Origin of the sequence: Ectopseudomonas chengduensis (genome assembly GCF_900102635.1) — a bacterium.
Taxonomy (GTDB): domain Bacteria; phylum Pseudomonadota; class Gammaproteobacteria; order Pseudomonadales; family Pseudomonadaceae; genus Aquipseudomonas; species Aquipseudomonas chengduensis.
Genome location: NZ_FMZQ01000007.1, coordinates 13,759 through 33,759, shown reverse-complemented (window position 1 = coordinate 33,759; position 20,001 = coordinate 13,759). Strand labels below are relative to the sequence as shown.

At 53.0% G+C, this 20,001-nt stretch carries 10 protein-coding genes; 8 read left to right on the top strand and 2 right to left on the bottom strand.

What is annotated here, in order from left to right; all coding sequences use genetic code 11:
- Window positions 1–308: 308 nt before the first annotated feature.
- The 4 genes from BLS08_RS26050 (at window position 309) to BLS08_RS26045 (ending at window position 7,497) form a co-directional block, all read left to right on the top strand.
- Window positions 309–1,646, top strand: a complete 1,338-nt coding sequence (locus BLS08_RS26050) for a hypothetical protein (RefSeq protein ID WP_139204214.1) — start codon at window positions 309–311, stop codon at window positions 1,644–1,646.
- A complete protein-coding gene (locus BLS08_RS12275; RefSeq protein ID WP_167375881.1) occupies window positions 1,636–3,717 on the top strand; it encodes an ATP-dependent helicase in 2,082 nt (693 codons plus the stop codon). The genes BLS08_RS26050 and BLS08_RS12275 overlap by 11 nt, the downstream gene beginning before the upstream one ends.
- Window positions 3,717–6,845, top strand: a complete 3,129-nt coding sequence (locus BLS08_RS12270; RefSeq protein ID WP_017362179.1) for a hypothetical protein — start codon at window positions 3,717–3,719, stop codon at window positions 6,843–6,845. The genes BLS08_RS12275 and BLS08_RS12270 overlap by 1 nt, the downstream gene beginning before the upstream one ends.
- A 343-nt stretch (window positions 6,846–7,188) precedes the next feature.
- Complete coding sequence (locus BLS08_RS26045) at window positions 7,189–7,497, top strand: hypothetical protein (RefSeq protein WP_069901440.1); 309 nt, start codon at window positions 7,189–7,191, stop codon at window positions 7,495–7,497.
- A 23-nt stretch (window positions 7,498–7,520) separates the two neighbouring features.
- Here BLS08_RS26045 and BLS08_RS12260 read toward each other — a convergent pair whose 3' ends face one another.
- Window positions 7,521–8,342, bottom strand: a complete 822-nt coding sequence (locus BLS08_RS12260) for a DNA replication terminus site-binding protein (RefSeq protein ID WP_017362177.1) — start codon at window positions 8,340–8,342, stop codon at window positions 7,521–7,523.
- Entirely contained in the window at window positions 8,339–9,004 is a 666-nt protein-coding gene (locus BLS08_RS12255; RefSeq protein WP_017362176.1) for a hypothetical protein, read from the bottom strand. The genes BLS08_RS12260 and BLS08_RS12255 overlap by 4 nt, the downstream gene beginning before the upstream one ends.
- A 54-nt stretch (window positions 9,005–9,058) precedes the next feature.
- Between BLS08_RS12255 and BLS08_RS12250 the strand changes: the two genes are divergently transcribed.
- From BLS08_RS12250 to BLS08_RS12235, 4 genes are all read left to right on the top strand, one after another.
- A complete protein-coding gene (locus BLS08_RS12250) occupies window positions 9,059–9,649 on the top strand; it encodes a hypothetical protein (RefSeq protein ID WP_017362175.1) in 591 nt (196 codons plus the stop codon).
- A 186-nt stretch (window positions 9,650–9,835) separates the two neighbouring features.
- Entirely contained in the window at window positions 9,836–11,230 is a 1,395-nt protein-coding gene (locus BLS08_RS12245) for a YqaJ viral recombinase family protein (protein ID WP_167375880.1), read from the top strand.
- 29 nt (window positions 11,231–11,259) lie between these two features.
- Window positions 11,260–12,642: a hypothetical protein gene (locus BLS08_RS12240; protein ID WP_017362173.1), complete on the top strand. Its 1,383-nt coding sequence runs from the start codon at window positions 11,260–11,262 to the stop codon at window positions 12,640–12,642.
- A gap of 65 nt (window positions 12,643–12,707) precedes the next feature.
- Entirely contained in the window at window positions 12,708–19,991 is a 7,284-nt protein-coding gene (locus BLS08_RS12235) for an N-6 DNA methylase (RefSeq protein ID WP_090336778.1), read from the top strand.
- The last annotated feature ends 10 nt before the right edge of the window (window positions 19,992–20,001 follow it).

The following is a 20,001-nucleotide window of genomic DNA, read 5'->3' as shown; positions in this document are numbered from 1 at the left end:
GTAAAGGCCAATTGTAGAGTGGGTCGCTCATCAGCTATCGAAGCCGTAGTGCGAAGCTTAGATGCAGCTATTTCCGCTCTGAATGAGGAAGTGGGCAGCAACACACCGATCTACCGTGGCAAAGACAGTGACTTCGCCCGGAGCTTAGCTCTACTCCCGAGCGAATACTATCGAGATCGGAGTGAACTCATCGGTGCACTTCGCTGGTGGCCGAATTTAGACTATTGGGAGCAACAGGGCCTCTATTGGTATCAAGCTTCGACCCAAGCATTGCATAAGCGCTTCGAGTCCATCTTGGAGGGACTTCTATGAGTTCGCTCGCGCCAAAAATTGGTGTTGCCTTGTATATCAAGGGGCATCCTTTTGACAAGGAAGGTAACTGGGCCTGTGAGTTCAGAAAAGAGCCGTTCCAATTTGTATCGGCTAGCGATCTTCCATCACAGACACTCTGGATCACCAATGCAGATCTCGGTGACCTGATGCGTGCCGGCTTACACAAAAACCCTAAGATTGCTCACGAAGGTTACTTCAGAACACGCATCTCGCAGATGATCCAAGAACTTGGGATAGGTGAATGGTCACTAGATCAGCAGGCATCTATGCTCGCTGAAATGTTGGGGTGTGCTGCTGAAATGGCGAGGTTGCAACTTGGGCTGACACAATATCCTAGTAATGGGATAGCCCAGGCAGTAGGGCAACTGTATGGAGTTCAGGAGCCTGCTGAAGGGTCTACCATCTATCAGATCGCAGAACGAGCTTGTCAAAACTACACAAGTTGCGAACGTGAGCGCCGGTACGAACAAGCAAAAATATTCTCATTCTGGCTGCCAAGGTACGACTGGTCTTCAAAGCTACTGCTTGAGCCTCTTCCGACCAGTGAAAGTTTGAAAGGTGTTTCTCCTCATGCGCTACCCAACATGGGGCGGGATGTTGCGGCGGTTGTGAAGTGGGCAACCGAGAGCAAATTACCTCTGTTTGCACGTATACGAATTCATGGGCTTGAGGAAGTAGTAGGCAAGCTTATGAACTACGGCGCAGGTGCGCAAAATGTCACCAGTTCGACTGCTGATGGTGCAATTTACGACGCGCGTAATATGAGGGAGTGGTGCTCACTGCCGGAACTAGATGTTCTCTCTCAAGCAGGCGATATTGAAATACTTCAAGTTGCAATTGCAGGTGGCTGGGCTAGGTCTGGCCTAGATGTTTTCAAAAGTAAACCATGCGCAGTTTCCTACAGTTACAGCCTAGTAGCTGAAAACCTTTGGGTCGGCCTCACGAGGAAGCCCAGCCCAGATGGCAAGACATCCAAAAACCTCACTACTGCATGGCTACAAGCGCTAGATCGCATGCATTGCCTCCGCATTGCAGAAAAACTTCACAGTACCGGAATGGAAATTATCAATTATGGCTATGGCCGGATAACCGTCGTTTGCCCTAAATCTGTAATCCAGATAGTTCCCCAAATTGCGAGAGAGATGGGGCTGATGTATCCATCTTCTCTTCAAGGACTGGAACCTTATACGCCAAATAGCGCGCATGCCTTCATGGTAATGCAGTCGCTTCTTTGCGGCGGAGATCACAACAATCTCCGGCGTATGAATCAACTAGCTTTGCGCGAACTGGAAGGTGCACGCCGTGGAGCTTAACCCGCAGCAACAAGCTGCAATCGATCATCCTCATGAGCGCTCCTGCCTTGTTATGGCTGGGGCTGGGTCTGGTAAGACCACCGTCATAGCATTGCGGGCAGCCAAACTGGCACCAAAACTTCAGGGGCAATCTGTCCTGATGCTTACATTCTCAAATAAAGCTGCTCAGGAAATGAAAGCGAGAATTAAGCGGCTTGGCTCCGAAAGCATGAATATTCAGGTGGATACCTACCATAGCTATGGATTGCGCCTGCTTAAAGATGATTATGCCGGTTATGGACTGAGTGAAGGCTTTACCCTTCTGAATGAAGCTGATGTTAAAAGGAGCATTCGACAGAAGGCACGAGATGCCGGCCTACCAAAAGATATCTCCAGCGAGGATAGAAAGCGCCTGTCCCCAAGTGCTTGGCTCAACACCTGGAGCCTAGCAAAACAAGCTGGGTTCAACGTAAACAATCCAGAGAATAGGTCTGAATTATGCAGCCGTATAGCCAAGGCTCACAACCTCAGCTCCGACGAAATTGCAATCGCGTGGGGCACGCTACGCGGGTATGAGGACGAAAAGGCAGCTGCGTCTGCATTGGATTTTGACGACCTACTCTATTTGCCACTACTTCGTGTAGCGCGCGACGAGAGCTACAGGACAACGATTAGATCAGGAATTGGTCACATTGTCGTTGATGAAGCTCAAGATACGAATCGCATCCAATACGAACTGATTAAAAGGCTCGCCCTGGGTCACTGTGGCGTAACTTATGTGGGTGACGATGATCAATCAATCTATGCGTGGCGAGGTGCGGATGTCAGCAATCTTCATAGATTCGTGCATAATTTTAGCGCTGACCAGATTCGCCTAGAGCAGAACTATCGCTCTACCCAAGCGATTGTAAATGGAGCGGCTGATTTAATTTCGCACAATACCAATCGGCTGGATAAGAGGCCGTTTTCCAAGAGCATGGTAGGGAAAACCCCCACCATGGAGTGGGCTCAGGATGGGCGCGCTATGGCTGACGCTATCGCTCATCAGATTCGTGCAGGAATAGACGCAGGAAAAGCACCGGAGTCATTCGCAGTACTGTACCGAACCAATCGCATGGCCATGCTGGTTGAGCAGGGGCTCAGGCGTTACGGTGTGCCCTACCAGGTAGTCGGGGGCATGAGCCTGTTCGAGCGAACGGAGGTCGTAGCTGTTACAGCCGCGATTAGGCTGGCCTCCAATCCACGAGACACTTTTGCACTTAAAGCGATCACGCCATTTGTTGATGCCTTTGGTAACTCAAGTAGTTATGAGGTGTGTCAGTGGATTGAGGATAGCCCTTCTTCAAGTCTGGCTGCATTGCCAGAGAGCATCGAAGGTATCCAGGCTAGAGCGCTGCTGTCACTGAAAGATTTCTATGAAGACCTCAAGGTTGAGGCAGCATTCGCCTCCAGTGCTCACGAGTTTGTTCAATGGGCGATTAACGGGCCAATGGCGATCCTGGAGCGAGAGAAAGACGACCAACTGCGCGAGAAGCGTGCCGGCCATTTAAAGGCGCTGGGGGACGATATCGATGCAGAGTTGGCCGAGAGAATTAAATCCGAGCCCAAGCTAACCTGGCGCGACGTACTCGGTGAGGTGGCTCTCAGAGATCGCCGTCAGGAGCAGGTAGAGGGCGGTCTGGTAACGCTGAGCACGATCCATCGGGCAAAGGGACTTGAGTGGGACGTTGTGCACATCGCGGGATTCAGCAACGGCTTATTGCCTTTAGATTCACGTGAAGAGCTGATGGACGAGGACGCTGGTTACCATCACCTAGAAGAAGAGCGTCGACTTGCCTACGTTGGGCTGACCCGTGCGAGGCATGAGGTAATCCTACATCACGCTGATTCATACCAGTTCCCTGGTATGGCCAAACCACTTGAATGCGAGCCGTCCTTATTCGCTCAAGAAGTAGGAGGGCTTGTGACACGTACTTTCTCGGAAACAACCCTTCCTGATGGATGCTTTGAAGCTGAAAGTCTTGAAAGTTTACACGAAGACTTCCAACGCCTCCTCCATGCACAAAATCACCGTTCTATGAGGTTGTCCTAATGCGCTACACGTTCCCAGATAGGGTTCTGGACGGAATTGACGATCTTGTTCGTGGTATCCGGGGGTGGTCTAAATCTGACCACAGTCAATACTTGACGCTCGCATGCGCACACAGCAATCACTCGTTAGCTCTCTTTAATGGATCGCTGCTCAGCATCATCGAAATTGAAGGCTATATGGGTCAGTACATCCCTGACCAGTTCGTAGAATTGCGCGAGCAGTGGATGCGGTTCATGCAAACTAATGCAAATGACCGGACGAACAAGGGGTTCGACCTCTTCTGGTCATACGAGTACGACCCGGAAGGCATGGAAGAAAGCATGCATAAGGCTCGTGAGCCAATGCGTAAAGCCGCTCGCCGACGCGGCATGGATGTTGACGATATCGTAGATGAAGAAGCACAAGTATACGGTCAACGCTGTGCATCGGAGAAACAGTATCTGTTGGTAGTGAGCCATATCGATTCATTGCCCTCGGCCGAGCATAAGGCGGCCCGCACTGAGACCATGAATAGGATTCGTGGCTCTATGAAAGGGCGTGGGGCTATGCTCGCGAACGTAGGCATACCAGCTTTGGGGGTTGTTCACGAGCAACATGTTTCTAAGATAACCAATTTTCTCAGCACGGCTGGTTATGGTTACTCCTATCGGAGGCTTAGCGTTTACGAGGCGCTATGGGAAGTTCGCCATAGTTTAATGCCGTCGACGACAAGCAAAGGCTGGAAAGCAAGGTTGACGCTACGCGACTGCGCATTCCGGACAACGGAGGAAGTGCCTGTAAGTGTCATGAGGACCGATACAGGAGGGCCGAAAAGTGATCTCACTTTCATGCTGCCTCCCAAACTGTCTAAGCAGTTGATGCCGGAAGATGTTGTTGATCTTGGTAAATATGTTGTTGTTGGGGATCGCACTTACGCTCCGATATTTGCAAGTGAATTAGCGGTTGATCCTGAACCAATCGAGTTCCTTCTTCGTGGGGTATACAGGCACCGCATACCAGTGAGGATGGTTTATTGCCTAGGTGCCAACTCTGATCAAGCAAATTACTGGAATCGTGTCTTCGCCGGTACTTTTAACTGGATGTCAGCCAGTAATCGCCAAATCACCACTGCAAATAAGGCGATGCAAAAGTACAAGGAGTCGGGGGGAGCACTATTCGCGTATGGCATTTCGGTTGCTACTTGGGCTCGAACAGATGTCGTCTATAACGAGGTAGGCGCGCCAAGCTATCGAGTTAGCCAAATTGATGAGCGCTCCCGCGATCTAGAGACGCTTCTCCAGCAGTGGGGTGGTCAGCAGTTGACCACAACCCACGGATGCGCTGTTGAGGCACTAATGAGCGCAACACCAGGCTACATGATCCCGCCCGCATGCCCATTGGCTCCACAAATAGACTCTGATGTTGTGACGCAATTGCCCATCATGCGGCCAGCCAAACTTTGGCCAGCTGAAACTGGTATCTGGTTTCGCACCGGTGACGGATCGTTGATGCCCCATCAGCCTATGAGCAGCCGGCAGAACACGATGATCACTTTCTTCCTCGGGGGGATGGGTTTCGGTAAGTCTAACTGCCTGTCGGAGCACATTAATTTTTTTGCGAATCATCCCACTGCCGACACCATGCCTTATATCCGGGGTATGGATTTCGGCGCATCGTCAAGCGGTGTGATTGATATCGTTCGACATTCTCTTCCCGCAAACCGTAAGCACGAAGCCATTTTCGAGTTTTTCGTGAATGATGGCAGCCTCGTTAAAAACATGCTGGATACCCCACTGGGTTGCATGTACCCGCTGGCAGATCACGAGACATTCCTCCTAAATTGGCTGATGACTCTGGCTGATGATGTCGTTAGCTCCATGGATGGTGTCTCGACTATTCAGTCGATCTTCAGAAATGCTCTCAGGAAGGCATACCAGCGTAAGGACCCCCGCGTGGCTGGTTCTGAGCCAAACGTCTTTCAGCGTGCGGTGTCGGAAAGGGTCGTGCTGGAGGTGATTGAAAGGGCTGGAATTGAGGTTGCCGATCACGCTTACTGGTGGGACATTGTTGAAGCTCTGTTCGAATTTGGTGTCAGAGAAAAAGATGACCAGGCAATCTTCGCTGCGAAGGTGGCGCAGCGGCATGCAGTCCCGCTGCTGTTCGATGTCACCGTTGCATGTTCCAATCTGGCAGATCAATACAAAAGTGCACCCAAAGTCGACGGTATTCCCCTTGTAGATGCTTTGTGCAATAGCCTGAAGAATGCTACGGACCTCTTCCCTTGTTTCTCAGGACGCACAAACCGCGATATCAGCGAGTCGCGCGTTTGCGTGTTCGACATGAGCACCGTCTTTCAGCGGGGCGATGGCCCAGGCGCGTCTTGGAGGCGTTCCGTGTTCTTCATGACGGCCTTCAGGCTGCTCACTGAAGACCTGTTCATTTCCAAGCGAGAAACTGGTGATGAGATATCACATCGGTACGATGAGCTGGGGCTGAAGGACTGGATGCTGCGCTGGCATGACAAGTACCTGGAGCAGCAGGACCTCATCATGAAGGTCTTCTGGGGTGACGAGCTTCATCGGATAGGAACGGTAGCAGGCGCGTTCTCGACGCTTGAGTCGATGGGCCTGGAGGGCCGGAAATATCGTGTAGGTCTGATGCTGGGAACCCAGAACCCCGAACACCTTCCCAAGGCTCTGCTGCTGGAATATTCAAGCGCATTTATTTTTGGCGCCAGCCAGTCGGCGGAAAAGGCGCGCCTTATAGCGAAACTCTTTGACTTGACACCGGACGAGTGTAAGAGTGTGCAGGACATCACGAAACCAAACGCCGACAAGGGCGCTGAGGTATTCTGTATCCACAAGGTCGACACCAGAATCCAGAAGGTCAAGCTGAACTTCAACCTGGGGCCGATCAAACGGTGGGCATACGCCACGGAAGGCACTGAGCGGGCTCTGCGAGGTATTTTGTACAGTCGCGGTCCATCCACTACCTGGGCAAGGAGAGTGCTGGCTAGCCAAGTACCTGATTTGAACAAAGAAATCAAACGCAGGTACGAACGGCTGGAAGCCGCAGGCAGAGATGGTGTGTCGGAGTCTGAGGTGATCGAAGAGATCGCCATGGAGCTTTTGGGTCAAGCTAGGGCGTAACAAGCATGCTAGTAACTGAATACTTGGTAGGAAGGCAGAGCAAGGGTGGCCGTGAGGGCGAGCCTCTCTGTCTCATCGTCAATTCGGTTCTACCGACCGACTGTAAGCCGGGGCGGGCCGATCTGGCGAGGAAGATGCACCGGAAAGACCTTATTCTGGAATTTGTGCAGGACGGGGCCCCGGTTGAATGGATCAGTCTGCCGGACTTGCCGGCAGATGTTGTTGAACTATTGAGCCAGGGCAGGTCTATACCTGTTATTGATTCTGCCGACTGGACGTGTGTGGTTTGCCGTCTACAGGCGGTAGAGGCCGATCTCCCTGATAAGTTGCTGATGGTGAAAGCGTGACAGAAAAAGCTGAAGCGAAAGCCCTGGTTGATGCATGCACTGAGTTCGAACGGCGTGGCCCTAAGTTGGCTGCTGTTGTTCGCCTGGGTAGCTCAATCGAGGTTGTCGCCCAAGAGATTCATTGGCCTGAAGCTATCGCTAGCAAGATCAAGCGCGACAACAGGAATGACAACCTGGCCGACCTGGTTAGCTCTTCTCGTGATCGATTGATGGCCACACTGCATCGCATCGAGAAATCTTCATTGCGTGCAGTAGGTGACGAATTGGGGGCTGGTAAGAAATCGCCAGGTCCTAAGCTAGGCTAAAAGGAGGCTTTAAGCCTCCTTTTTTACGCCACCTTAAGGTAAGCGCCTTCCCTGAAGGGGAGGTAGAACAACAGATCACCCTTGGAATCGGAACGCCTCTCGTGGTCACGAGGAAGGTTGAACCGAACCCTTTTTGTAGGCCACATACCTGGGGCGACCAAGAAAGGCAAGGAAGCATGGCACATCTTTCTCAGCGCGCCAGCGCCTTCTCCCCATACGACGTTCGCCCTGATATGCGGGCTTACTGGCGTATGCCAACTGATCACCGTGGAAGCATCAAGGGTGCGCAGTTGATCAGCGATATCGAAAGCTTTTTTATCGAGCAGTTTCTCAACCGCTTCGTCCCTGGTAAGCCGTTCAGTACCTTCGGAGCGCTTAGCGAGAGTGAACCCAATGCTGGCGGGCTGACCATCCAGCAACACTATACGTCGCCAAGCTTGCAGAGGGTGCAAGCGTGGCATGCCAGAAGCTCTATAAGCACCTCGGAGTATGTGAGGTGTAGCCCCGGAAGCCTCAAGGGCTTTTACGGTCGCCTCGAACGTGGCCTTAGCTTTGTTCAAGGCTGTGAAGGCCTGGAGAACATCCTGAGACACTTCAAACACGCCAGGATATCGCCAGACTTCACCATTGGCGGCGGACTCTTGGCAATCGATATCCGAGATCGCGGCAAGCAAGTGCTCGGCAGGATACCCATCAAGCGCGGTGCCAAGCTCTGGAGAATACAAGACACCCTGAGCTACAGCGCCTGGTTTAAGGATCACGCGGCGCGCGTTCGACAATGCATCCGTCAGCATTTCGATTGCGGTGGATACCTGTGAACCGACATCGACTGCTAGGGAGTTCATTCAGTCTTGGGCTCCACACTTCGTCTCTTGAGGGGTTTGGCTGTGGACTGAGAGCTGGCCGCACTAACAGTCCTCTCGGCGCGGATATATTTTGTCCAACCTCCGCGTGCCCAAACGGTGCTTGGGGGAGTCACCAGCCTGCTGGCGGCCTCGGTTTCAATGATTTCCCGAATGACAGGCCACTCGTGGGGGTAGTCCGTCACGATAGCGTCGATGATGAACATCAAGTGACGAACAGTCAGGCTTGCCTTATCCGGACCATCGTTGAAGAGCCTGAAGGTGCTGTTCGTTTCCAATCCCATCAGCGGGCCGAGATGACTCTTTTTGAACGTCGGGTCAATGGAAATGATTTTGTCTACCAACTCTTCAGCCGTGGGTGGGGCGAGTTTTGGCATGTAGGCCGGAAACGCCGAAAAAATCCGGAGAAGAATGGAAAGCGAGCTTGGAAGCCGCTTTTCGCTGTTCTTCTTGGTATAGAGCCCGGCAGTATTAATACCGAGGATAAACCCTGTTTCAGAGAGGTGAAGCCCGTGTTGCTTCGTAAAGCGGTCGATGTCGCTCCCGCGTAGTGGGACTGGATCGGCAAGGTAATCATTTGCCGCCGTAAGGTGTTTCAAAACAAGTGATTTGTTCGTCATAATCAGCCAGTGGAAGGTGTACAAAGACCTTCATGCTATATATCATAAAATATCATCGAACGTACAGGCGCAAGCGTGATGTCTAAAGTCAATCTGTCGAGCGTCATCTTCTACCGGGGAGATGAAGATCATCGCCCGGTCGAAAGTCAGCTTGAATTGAAGGGCATCGAAAGCTACTTCAAGAGCATTCGCTTCCCTGTGAAAGGCCCGACGTTTCTTTACGGTCATCGTAACAACGCCGTTCCTTACCTGCTCCAACTCGCTGGTGAGCAAGGTAAAGAGGCGGTGGTCGTAGAGGTGCATGTCGAAATTGGGAACTGGATGAGGCAGAAGGTAGACCTAACCGATGACGCCGAATTCGGTATTTCACAGACGCGGTTCTTGAGCGTGAAGCGCGCCAAACGTGATTTAAGCGCCCTGATCAGCAAGGAATGGGTCCGCCACGTACTTCCCGAGGCTGACCCGGATTGGCCTAAGAACTCAACGCGCAATCCGTGGATTCTCGATCATGTAATCGAGCTGCCTGAATTCAAGCATCTCGCTGTCATCGCGTACCAGGTGGAAACGGCTGAGGCTGGGTCTTTTCAGTGCGCGACAGTTTTCGACTTGGACGCCATCAGCATGATTGATGGCGGTTGGCGGTTGCAAGACATTGACGTAGTGCTATAAGGTAATAGGGCAGGCCTTCGCCTGCCTTTTTTTTTGGGTAGAGACTACACGGTTTAATATCACTATATGGTGCATTTACACGGGTTGGTCGACTCGCTTCCCCAGTCCTCGGTTGTCAAGCCGGAGGACAGGCAGCGCTGGATCGAAGGCGTGATGCGTTGGCACCGCGCTCGCGCGGAGTGGCACGTGCGTCGACTCTACGGCCTTGGCGGGTCTGAGATCGGACCCGTGGTCAGGCACTTTCTTGATCGCACTGAATCCGGCTTCACGAACATCCAGCGAGTAGTGGAACAGAAGCTGCTACAGCGGCTGCCGGAGTATCAGACCTCCCATATGCGGCGAGGTACTGAGCTTGAGCCGTTGGCTCGACTTGCATTCATGTACAAGTACCGCGCTGAGCAAGACAAGGCAGCTATCGCTGCCATGGCTCGCCCACATGGCCGAGAGGGGTACGGCTGGCTTCTTGGTAATCCCGATGACATCGTGACGTTGAATGGGAAGCGCTGGCTACCGGACTACAAGGTTCCTTCCTCGTACGACGAGGAAGTACCGTTTGACTACGAAGCGCAACTCCATCACTACGACCTTGGTGCGCGTTTCCGTGGGATCAAATGTGATGGCGGGCTGCTTCTCGTGAAGCTGGACCTTGAGCCAGAACTCGCAGCGTCGTTGACCGAGAAGATGGCAAAGCAAGGTATTTCGCATGAAGACTTGGACCTGATGGCACAAACCATCGCCAGAGCAAATGTCCCTGGCCTGCGAGTCATGGCCATCATGGTTGAGCCTCGCAAGCAGATGCATGTAGATATCCTCGACTGTGGTGCAGAGTGTTGGAACAGCCTGGTCCTGCGCGGGGTTGTTCCGCAGCTGGGAAACGCAGAAAAAAACGTTCTGCTCGATCACGACATCGCGCAGCAGGTAGCCCAGTACCAACAGCAGTACCTGATGGCCAAGGCCGCTAGTTCTCAGTTGGAGTCGATCAGCGATGCGGCTGCTCAAGGTCTTAAGGAAACTCTGGCTGGATTCGATCTCAAGCAGGTGAAGCTTCCACTCACAATGGTCAAGGCTACCGAGAAGGTAGACCTCGACAAGGAGGCTGTAATTGCAGAAGCCATCGAGAGGGGTGCAACACCAGAAGAGCTGCTCGACGAAAAACGAGCCTACTCAATTCCTGCGCTTGTGGAAGAAATAAAACGACTCGGCGGTAATGCCGAGGACCCAGGGCTTTTTGCTCCAGCTGGGTTCTCGCTGGACAAAGCCAAAGCGTTCCTGAGCGCCAACGACATACCCCTTGGTCCGTTCGAGATTCCAAAGATATCTATCGGTCTGTCGACGAAGAAGGCAGATACACAAGCCCGTGATGCAGTGCAGAAGCTCTTTAACGAAGAGTTCTTTGGATGGGTTGATCGCCTTAATGGTGCTCAATCGAGCCAGATGCACGAAGCCGCCGTTACCGCTGACACGGATCATGAGACGCCTCTTTTTGCAGGCGAACCTAAAGAATTGGATGTGTTTGTTGATGACGGCGAAGCCGAACATCAAGGGCAGGATGCCCGAAAAGCTCTCTCTATGCGCATTTAAAAACTAGTCCACGTTTCACCGAGGTGAGTATGAGCAATCCAAACGACTTGCTTGCAAATTTCCAGCAGCAGATCAAAGAAGCGGCAACCCAGGACCGCGCGAACTATTTTCTGGTACATGTCACCAAGGTCCTGGTGGGCCGTAAAGACCCAAATAACTTCCAGGTGCACGGGATTAGGCTTGATAACGGAAAGCCGGTGACTGTGACTTCAAAAAAATCGTCTTCAGGACAACATCTGCCCCAGCAGCAGGCTGTTATGAGGGCGGACAAAACGAGTCGGGTCGGCTCGAAAGACCCTGAAGTAGCGGCCTACACGGCTGAATATTTTCACACCTATGGGGAAGGCTCACTCTGCATTCACGCACTGATGCGGGCGAATAAACCGTATGAGCGGGACGGTCAGTCGTTCGCGAGTGTCGATGTACTCGACCTCGACGCAGCCACTCAGCGCATCACCTCAGCAGAAGAATTTGACCGCGTTCTTCTGTCTTTGCTGAAACCCTGGAACTTCAAAAGTGGACCGCTGGCCGAAGACGCTATCGGCAATCGGGTGTGGGCGAAGAATGGTGTTCTGGGAATCCAACCGACAGTTCACCTACGTCTGCTAGGCGCAGACAATATGGTGGACAAGGGAATTTTCTTTGGGCTGGGGGCTGTGGATCGTGCTAATGGCCAGCCGTTACCATCCCCACGCCTTCCAACCGACGATGAGATTCTCGCTCATCTACGCAAAAGCCCATCCTACGCAATGCTTAAGGGGCTTACAGAACAACCAGGTTTTAAGGAAATCGGATACGTTGCTATTCCCGGTATGCGTGTGAATGTGGGGCGTGACGCTCTGAATGGTACTGCTGAAAATTATCTCGGGGCTCCCAAATCGTGGACTTGGATCAAGAAAGAAGTGCCGGCTGTCGACGGGAACCATCCCCAAGTGCGCGGTTGGCGCGGGGGAATTCTCCATATCAAGGAAACTACATCCGGTCGGAAGATTGCGGTTGATGCGGCACCAAGCGTCAAGTGGGGCCTTACGCTACACCCGCGCTTGACTCCGATGGAGCAAGAACTGCGCAATCCGTCGCAGGTTCAGCAAGCCGCGCCCGTTGCTAAACAAAGCACCGACCAGAATGCAGCCTCACGAACCGAAGCGCCGGCACGTGCGGTATCAGAACAGCAGGTCGCACGACCGCAGCAGGCGGGCGTTCAAGAACGTACTCACCCAGCTGATGAATCGTATGAGAACCAACCTGCAAACCATGCCGAGCAGTTCGAAGACTACAACCCCGAAGACATCTACATGATGGAGCAGATGGCAAACGACGGTGGAGAGCGCTTCGAGGATGATATCGATGACCTGCTACAGCAAGCCGAAGCAGCACGAGAGAGGCGGAACACATCAGTTCCCCGGATGTAACTCTCAACGAATCGGTTAGCTGTAGAGAGAGCGGGGGAACCCGCTCTCTCTTTAAGGGCATTTAAATGAAAAAGTTATGGATCGATCTGAAGGCTTATGGCCTTCGCCTTGTGATGGCTCGTGGAGCTAGCGCAGATAGCCATCTTCTTGTGATGGCCGGTGCTGGCTTACAACAGGAAAAAGACCGTCTTGAAGCGCTAGGCTTCAGAAGGGACGTTCGCTTTACAGAGCGAAATTACTGGATTCGCCCGATGAAGGGTATGAATCATGCAAAATTGCTGCAGGCATTCCCGGCTGCAGAAATGGTGGAACTGCCGGTTGAAATGATCATGCCGGCGATTCGCAAAATTGAGGTAAACAATCGTGAAAGCACAAGCCGAACTGCAAAACCATCCACACATGGAAATTCCTCTCGACGCGCTCATGATGACCGAGTTGGAACCGATGGGGCACTGGGCCAGGGTGATCCACGAGACTCTTCTGGAAATCGACCCTCAGCGCCTGAAGAAAATGGCGGAAGAGAACACGTTGAAGCAGTTTCTGGTAAAGCAGCAGGAGCTGTTGTCGGAAGAAGCGCGAAAGCTGGAGAAGGAGTGGAGGCTGAGGAATCCGCTTCCAGTGGACGCCAATCAGCAACTCCGAGCGAGCTGGTACAACCAAGCGAAACAGTCAGCCAGCGAGACCCTGCGAGACGAGATCGCGAAGAGTTATCTGATGATGAAAGAAGCGTAATAGCCTCTGTTCTAAGTGGAGAGGCAGAATCAAGAACAATCGATCATGCAGTTGCCCTAGTTGAGCATATTGCGAACGAATGGGGTGGCGAGTTAGATACGTGGCGAGAAAGCGACAAATCCACGGTGGGGCAATGGAAATTCAGCAGCCTACGGCTCGGTGTGGCCGAAGTTGCAATATCTGTGTCCAGCGGTGGAGTCATCCAGGTAAACCGCGACCCGTTCACTCCCCATTCTATGGGGCGTCAACTTCACACTAATAGGTTGGCATTCATTACCAGCCTGTCACTACAACTCCGCAATGAAATCTCAGCCTCGACATACTTCGGGATAACAAAAGCGCTCTTCCGAACCGGTCAATTCGAATCGGCGCTAGCGCACTATCAGCAAGACCCTTCCGCTTCGGATGCATCTGTTGCCATGGACGACTTTGTTGAGTACATGGCCGGTATGGTCGGCGGCCCAGAAGCTGCGCTACGGCTAACAGCTAATCAACGGGCCGCGCTCTTCGAGCTTGGCGCAAGGGATGATGAGGTTGAGCAAATCGCTTTAGCCGGCGGCTTCGAAAAGCTGGCTTCAGCTGCTGGCTCCTCTGGCCTCGTTGAAAAGCTTACTCACGCCCGGCGTGAGAAGTTACTTACCCATTTTGAGGGGGAGGGCTGGAAGCGAGAAGGAGGTCGACTTGATAGAGTTATAAATGGCACCCAGTTTGTGCTCGAAATGCATTCGGGGAAACTTGGTTTGTCACTGGTGCAAAAGGTGCCCGGTGATGCCGATGTGATTCTCCTCTCGGTCGACGATGGCATTGATCTTCCGGTATCGAAACTAGGGGCCCTAGAAATGGCCCTGGAAGAGTCCATGGGTTCAGTCCAGCAAGCTGCTGTGGCTGAGACAGCAAAGCAGCGTACTCCTCTAGAGCAACTAGCATCTCAACTGGTAGAGGTATTCGTCCGCGAGGGAATGGCAGCGGCACAACAGCGCCATAAAGAGTTGATTGAGCAGCACAGCCTCACGGTAGCAGAAAGCAGCGCGCTCACTGGTCTCTTTCAACAGGGCGCGCCAGAAGAACTTCTGGAAAAAGCTAAGGCTCAGCTTCGTCCTGATATCGCCGGACAAAGAGCATTCTTGCATGATCAAGGCAGGGTTGCGCCGGACTACTTGAGTGAAGAACAGCGAAACGCTTGGTACACCGGTTACGACGCTGTTGCCCAGGTGCCAGGTCAAGACGTAGCTGCTGGTTCCGATGAAACTGCATTAGCTAACGGCCAGTCCTCAAGCGAACCTGCACCTGATGAATTAGTAGTCGATCCCGGCTCGGATGAAGCGAAGCAGATTGCCCGGATGCGGTCTGAACTTGAGGGCATGCGCAGAGAACTCTCCGCGCAGGGGCAGGTGGTTGATTCTCGTTTGCTTGAGCGCATACGCAAGTACGAGGCTGCCCTATCGGAAGTGGGTATCGAGCTAAACGAGCCACTGCGCCCATCTGAAATTCATGCTTATGGCGAAGATGAGTCAGATGGGATCGAAAGAGACTGGCGGGGCATTACTGCTGAAGAGCTTCTCGATGCGTATAGCAATGGTAACGGATACACACCGACGCAAGCCGGCAACGCCTTCAAGAGCCTGGCCAAGGCTGAAGCGGGCGAAAGCCTTACAGAATATGACCGGCTTTCACTGGCTCAGTTCATGGGCTGGGGTGGAGTGGCGCAGGCGTTCCGTACTGATCAGAAGAAGGAGTACGACAACCGAAAGGGGCAAGAAACGGCCAAGTTCCTTGGAATCGAATCCGGTACATTCAACAGGCACGTCATTGAGAACCGGCTGGAGAGCTACTACACGCCTGCCCCCTTGAGCGTCGCGATTTGGAAGTCGCTCATGCGTCTCGGGGTGAGTCCGTCCGGGAAATTCTTAGAACCAGGATGCGGTGCTGGCTTCTTCTTCGCGGGGGCCCCAAAAGAAGTTCAGGCGCAGGCCCGGCTGGTGGGTGTCGAGTGTGATGAGGTTGCGGTCAGGCTTGCTAAGGTAATAGCCCCAGACGTGACGATTCTCAATCGGCGATTTGAGCGAGCGGTTCTGGATAACACCTTCGACGCAGTGATCGGCAACGTTCCTTTTGGCGAAACCAAGGTCAGCGACCGTCGTTATCCAGAGGCGAGCCACATCCATGACTACTTCATTGTTCGGGGCCTAGACCAGCTTCGCGTTGGCGGAGTGATGGCCGTGATCACCTCAAGCGGAACCCTGGACAAGAAGCATCCAGGCATTCGGCAACAGATCATGGACAGAGCTAACCTCGTAGCAGCGTTCAGGCTGCCCCAGGAGGTGTTTGACGAACAGGGAGCCTCCGTAATCACGGATGTTCTATTCCTGCAACGCAGGCCGGACGGGACTACCCCTGATTTCGACTTCACAGAAACCGCCGACCTCGAACTTCAGGTAGAAGGGCAAAGCCACTCGTTCCCGGTAAACCGCTATTTTATCGACCATCCAGAGAATGTCCTGGGCGACTTCGAAGTTGTCGGTAGCGCCTTTGGTCCGAAGCTAAGCGTTGCCTCTACGCGACCTGGTAGCGGCCGCCAGCAGGTATTCTCTATTGCTGTCGAACTTAGCCAGAAGATGGATGCAGCGCTGCCAGCCGGCATCGCTCAAAGGAAAGAGTGGCCAAAGGCAGATGTGACTGTGGAAGAAATGCCACGCTCGCAGTTGGAGACGCAGAATGACTTTGGTGGCGGGATGCTTATCAAGGGGTTCAAAGGCTTCATCGGCGACATGGCCATCCACGATGGTGTTTTGGTCGAAATCATAGATGTCGTCAATGAATTCGATGACGATGGCATTCGAATTGGAGAGAAGTTTGTCGCTCGCCCGTTGACCCTGCCTCCTAAACAAGAGGTCAAGGCAAGGTCTTACATCCAGGTCAGAGACACGGCTCGGGAACTGCTTGATGCGCAACTAAGGGGCAGCGATTCAGAATTGGCCTCAGCACAAGCAAAAGCAAAGCAGGCCTATGACGCCTTCGTCAACGAATTCGGCCCGGTGAATCACCCTGCGAACGTGCGTGTCTATGGTGACGATGCCGGCAGTGCAGATGCGTGCTCTCTTGAGGTCTGGGATGACGACAAAGATGAAGTAGTGAAGCTCGCCGACGCTTTCATTGAGCGTGTAATCAACGGCGACACAACACCTCAAATCAATACGTCTGAGGATGCCTATTACGCCTCTATCGACCAACGTGGCCAGGTTGATCTCGAATACATGGCTGAGGTAAGTGGTATCGACCAAGAAAGGATTTTGGGAGACCTTCTTGGGTACAAGATTTTCATGGACCCTGATACCCGCGAGTACCAATCAGCCGATGTCTATCTGAGTGGCAACGTTGTCTTGAAGCTGGCTCAAGCAAAGGAAGCTGTACTAACAGACGACAGGTACAAACTCAACGTTGCAGCTCTAGAGCGTTCCCAGCCGGCCCCGATTCCTTTCGAGGACATCACCATAAATCTAGGGGCGTCGTGGATACCCGTTGACGATATTCGGCTTTTCACGAGCCATCTGTTCCAGTTGCGCCAGCCGCTATCGGAGCGCGACTTTGTGGTGCGATACGCGCCACAAGTCGGCCTCTGGACAGTCGATGTGAGCAATTCATTCAAAAAGGATCATGAGCCCAACCGCAAATCTCTGTGGGGTAATGAAAAAGCGAGCTTCGAAGAGCTGCTGGAGAAGCTGCTCAACAACAGCAGGCCAACGCATACCTACAAAGACGGAAAGAACAAGACAGTAACGGACGAAGAGGCGACTGTTCGTTCACGCGAGAAGCAAGAAGAAATTGCCAATAAGTTCTTTGAGTGGATTGCCAGCGACCCAGATCGCGCCGTCAAGTACACCGATCTGTATAACACCCACTGCAATGTCTACGTCATCCCAAGGCCTGATGGTTCAAGGCTGACGTTCCCAGGCCTAGCTGCCACATGGCAACCTCGCGCGCACCAAAAAGACATGGTGGCCATGGCTTTGATGGGGCGCAATGCGATGGCAGCTCATGCCGTCGGTGCGGGAAAAACGTTCGAGATGGTAGCCATCGCGATGAAGCTTAAACAGGTTGGCCTGGTTACCAAACCCTGCATCGCAGTTCCCAACCACATGCTCGGGCAGATTGCACGCGAAGCTAAGCAGATGTACCCATCTGCCAGGGTGCTGATGGTGACAAAGGATGATCTGCGCGGTTTGGCACGAAAGCGTTTCCTGGCCGTAGCGAGGAACAACAACTGGGACATCATCGTGATGACCCATAGCATGCTGAATCAGATCAGACCTCCAGCGGAAATACTTCTGGCAGAACTTGAAGATCAGGTCCGGATCATTAACGACCAGATAGATATCTGCGATAACAAGCGTCAAGAAAGGCAGCTGACAGCGAAATTGAAGACAGCGGAAAGCAAGGTTGATGCCCTCATGGATCAATTGGACGATGACGAGCGACGCGACCGTTACCTATCGATAGACATGCTTGGCATTGACTGCCTGAACGTGGATGAGGCGCATCTCTACAAGAACCTTGAACTGAACTCCAATATGGACGTGCTGGGGGTGACCAACGGCGGTTCAGCGAGGGCGTTCAACCTATATGGCATCTCTCAGTACTTCCGTAAGCACTGGGGTAAGTCATTTGGCCTGTTCTCATTCACGGGAACGGCCGTCGCCAACTCTATGTGTGAACTCTACGTCCACAACAAAATTTTGAGGCCGGACTTGCTCGAAGAAAGCGGAATCTTCCACTTCGATGAATGGGCCAATCGGTTCGGGAGCGTGGTCTCGAACCTTGAGGCGCTGCCCGAGGGTGGTGGCTTTAGAGTCAATGAGCGATTTGCGCGGTTCGTAAACCTTCCAGAAATGCTTAGGTTATTCCGAACCTTCGCCGATGTGCGGACGAAGGAGGACTTGAAGCTTCCGGTGCCACAGGTAAACACCGAAGTGGTGTCGGTGGAGCAATCGGACTGGCAAAAAGCATTCATGACCCATCTTTCGATTCGTGCCATCCAGGTCCGTAAAGGACTTGTACGTCCGGATCAGGACAACATGCTGGCAATCTCTACTGCCGGCAGAAAAGCATCGCTCGACCTGCGCCTTGTCGCGGCCGATCTTCCGGAAGAAGCGTCTCTTAAGCTCGGCGCGGTAGCACAGAACGCACGTTACCTTTACGACCTAAGCCAAGAGCACAGGGGGACGCAGTTGGTATTTATGGACCTCGGGACACCAGGCAAAGGTAAGCCGTTCGTGGCGTACGAGGCACTGAAAGAACTGATGGTGAAGGCGGGCATTCCCGCTAATGAGATCGGCTTCGCCCACGATGCGAAAACTGACGACGCAAAGGAAGCGCTGTTTGCAAAAGTACGCTCCGGTGAGATTCGCATTTTCATGGGGTCAACAGAAAAGATGGGGGTTGGAACAAACGTCCAGGAGCGTTTGATCGGTATGCACGATGTTGACTGTCCTTGGAACCCAGCCGGTATCGAGCAGCGCCGTGGACGCATCGAGCGTCAAGGGAACCTGTACTTCGATCAGGTCTACAACTACCGATACACCACCAAAGATTCGTTCGACCTCTTCATGTGGGAAACGAACAAGCGCAAGGGTGACTTCATCAATCAGGCATTGTCCGATCCCACTTCTGCGGGGCGCGAAGTCAGCGAAGTGATGGACCTTGGTTATGCAGAAGTCCTCGCAGTAACCACAGGAAATCCGAAAATCAGGGAGAAAGTAGAAGTAGACGATCAGGTGAAGAAGCTGGAGAGGAAGTACAAGAGTTGGCTAGCAGAAAGGGCAAGTCGCATGCACTTCGAAAACTCCATTAGGAAGGATATTGCGCGAGCCAACATCGAGCTGGGTACGTGGGATGAAGCCCGTAGGGCGCTTCCGCATTCGACCGTGAAGGTCGCAACAGTTACCGGCCGCGTAAGTGGGCTGCAAGATGGCGACACGTCCTGGCTCTATGCTACTGAGATTGGCGAGGCCATTCTTTCTCGATTGCCGATGGTTGAAGCGCAAATGATGCGCATGTCAGAGACGGAAGCATCCTTGGGTGTTCATGTTGGCGGGATTGAGGTAAAGCTCACTTTCGAGCGAGGTTGGGCGGAGAAGTACGAGACCCAGCTCCGTGGTTTCATCGGCGGCGAAAAGCTTCCAATCAACGTGTGTGCGCCCTCGAAGAATGCAGCGGTACTGGGCAAGTCCGTGCGTAGTTGGTTTAACGCTGCCGAGCACATTGCTCGTTGCCAGGGTGTAATCGCAAAAGCTGAACGAGACCTTAAGGTGATGATGGGAGCCGAGGTCCAGGATGTCTGGCCGCACGAAGCCGAGTTAGCAGAACTCAGGGACAAAAAGAGTGAGTTGGATATGTACTTTACTGCGCAAGACAACGACACAATCCCAGCCGAGGACCCATTCCTTGCCATGCTTGCCGAACACAGAGCTGGATTGCGTGCTTCAAGGGAGGACCAGATGGAGGTCTTTGAAGTTGGCGAACCAGGCGCGCTGTTCGAGAGCGTTGAGCGGGAGGTAATCGCTGAATGCGATGAGCACGATTCAGTATCGCCATATCGAGGGTTCAACCAGAGGATGTGATTGGACCGTG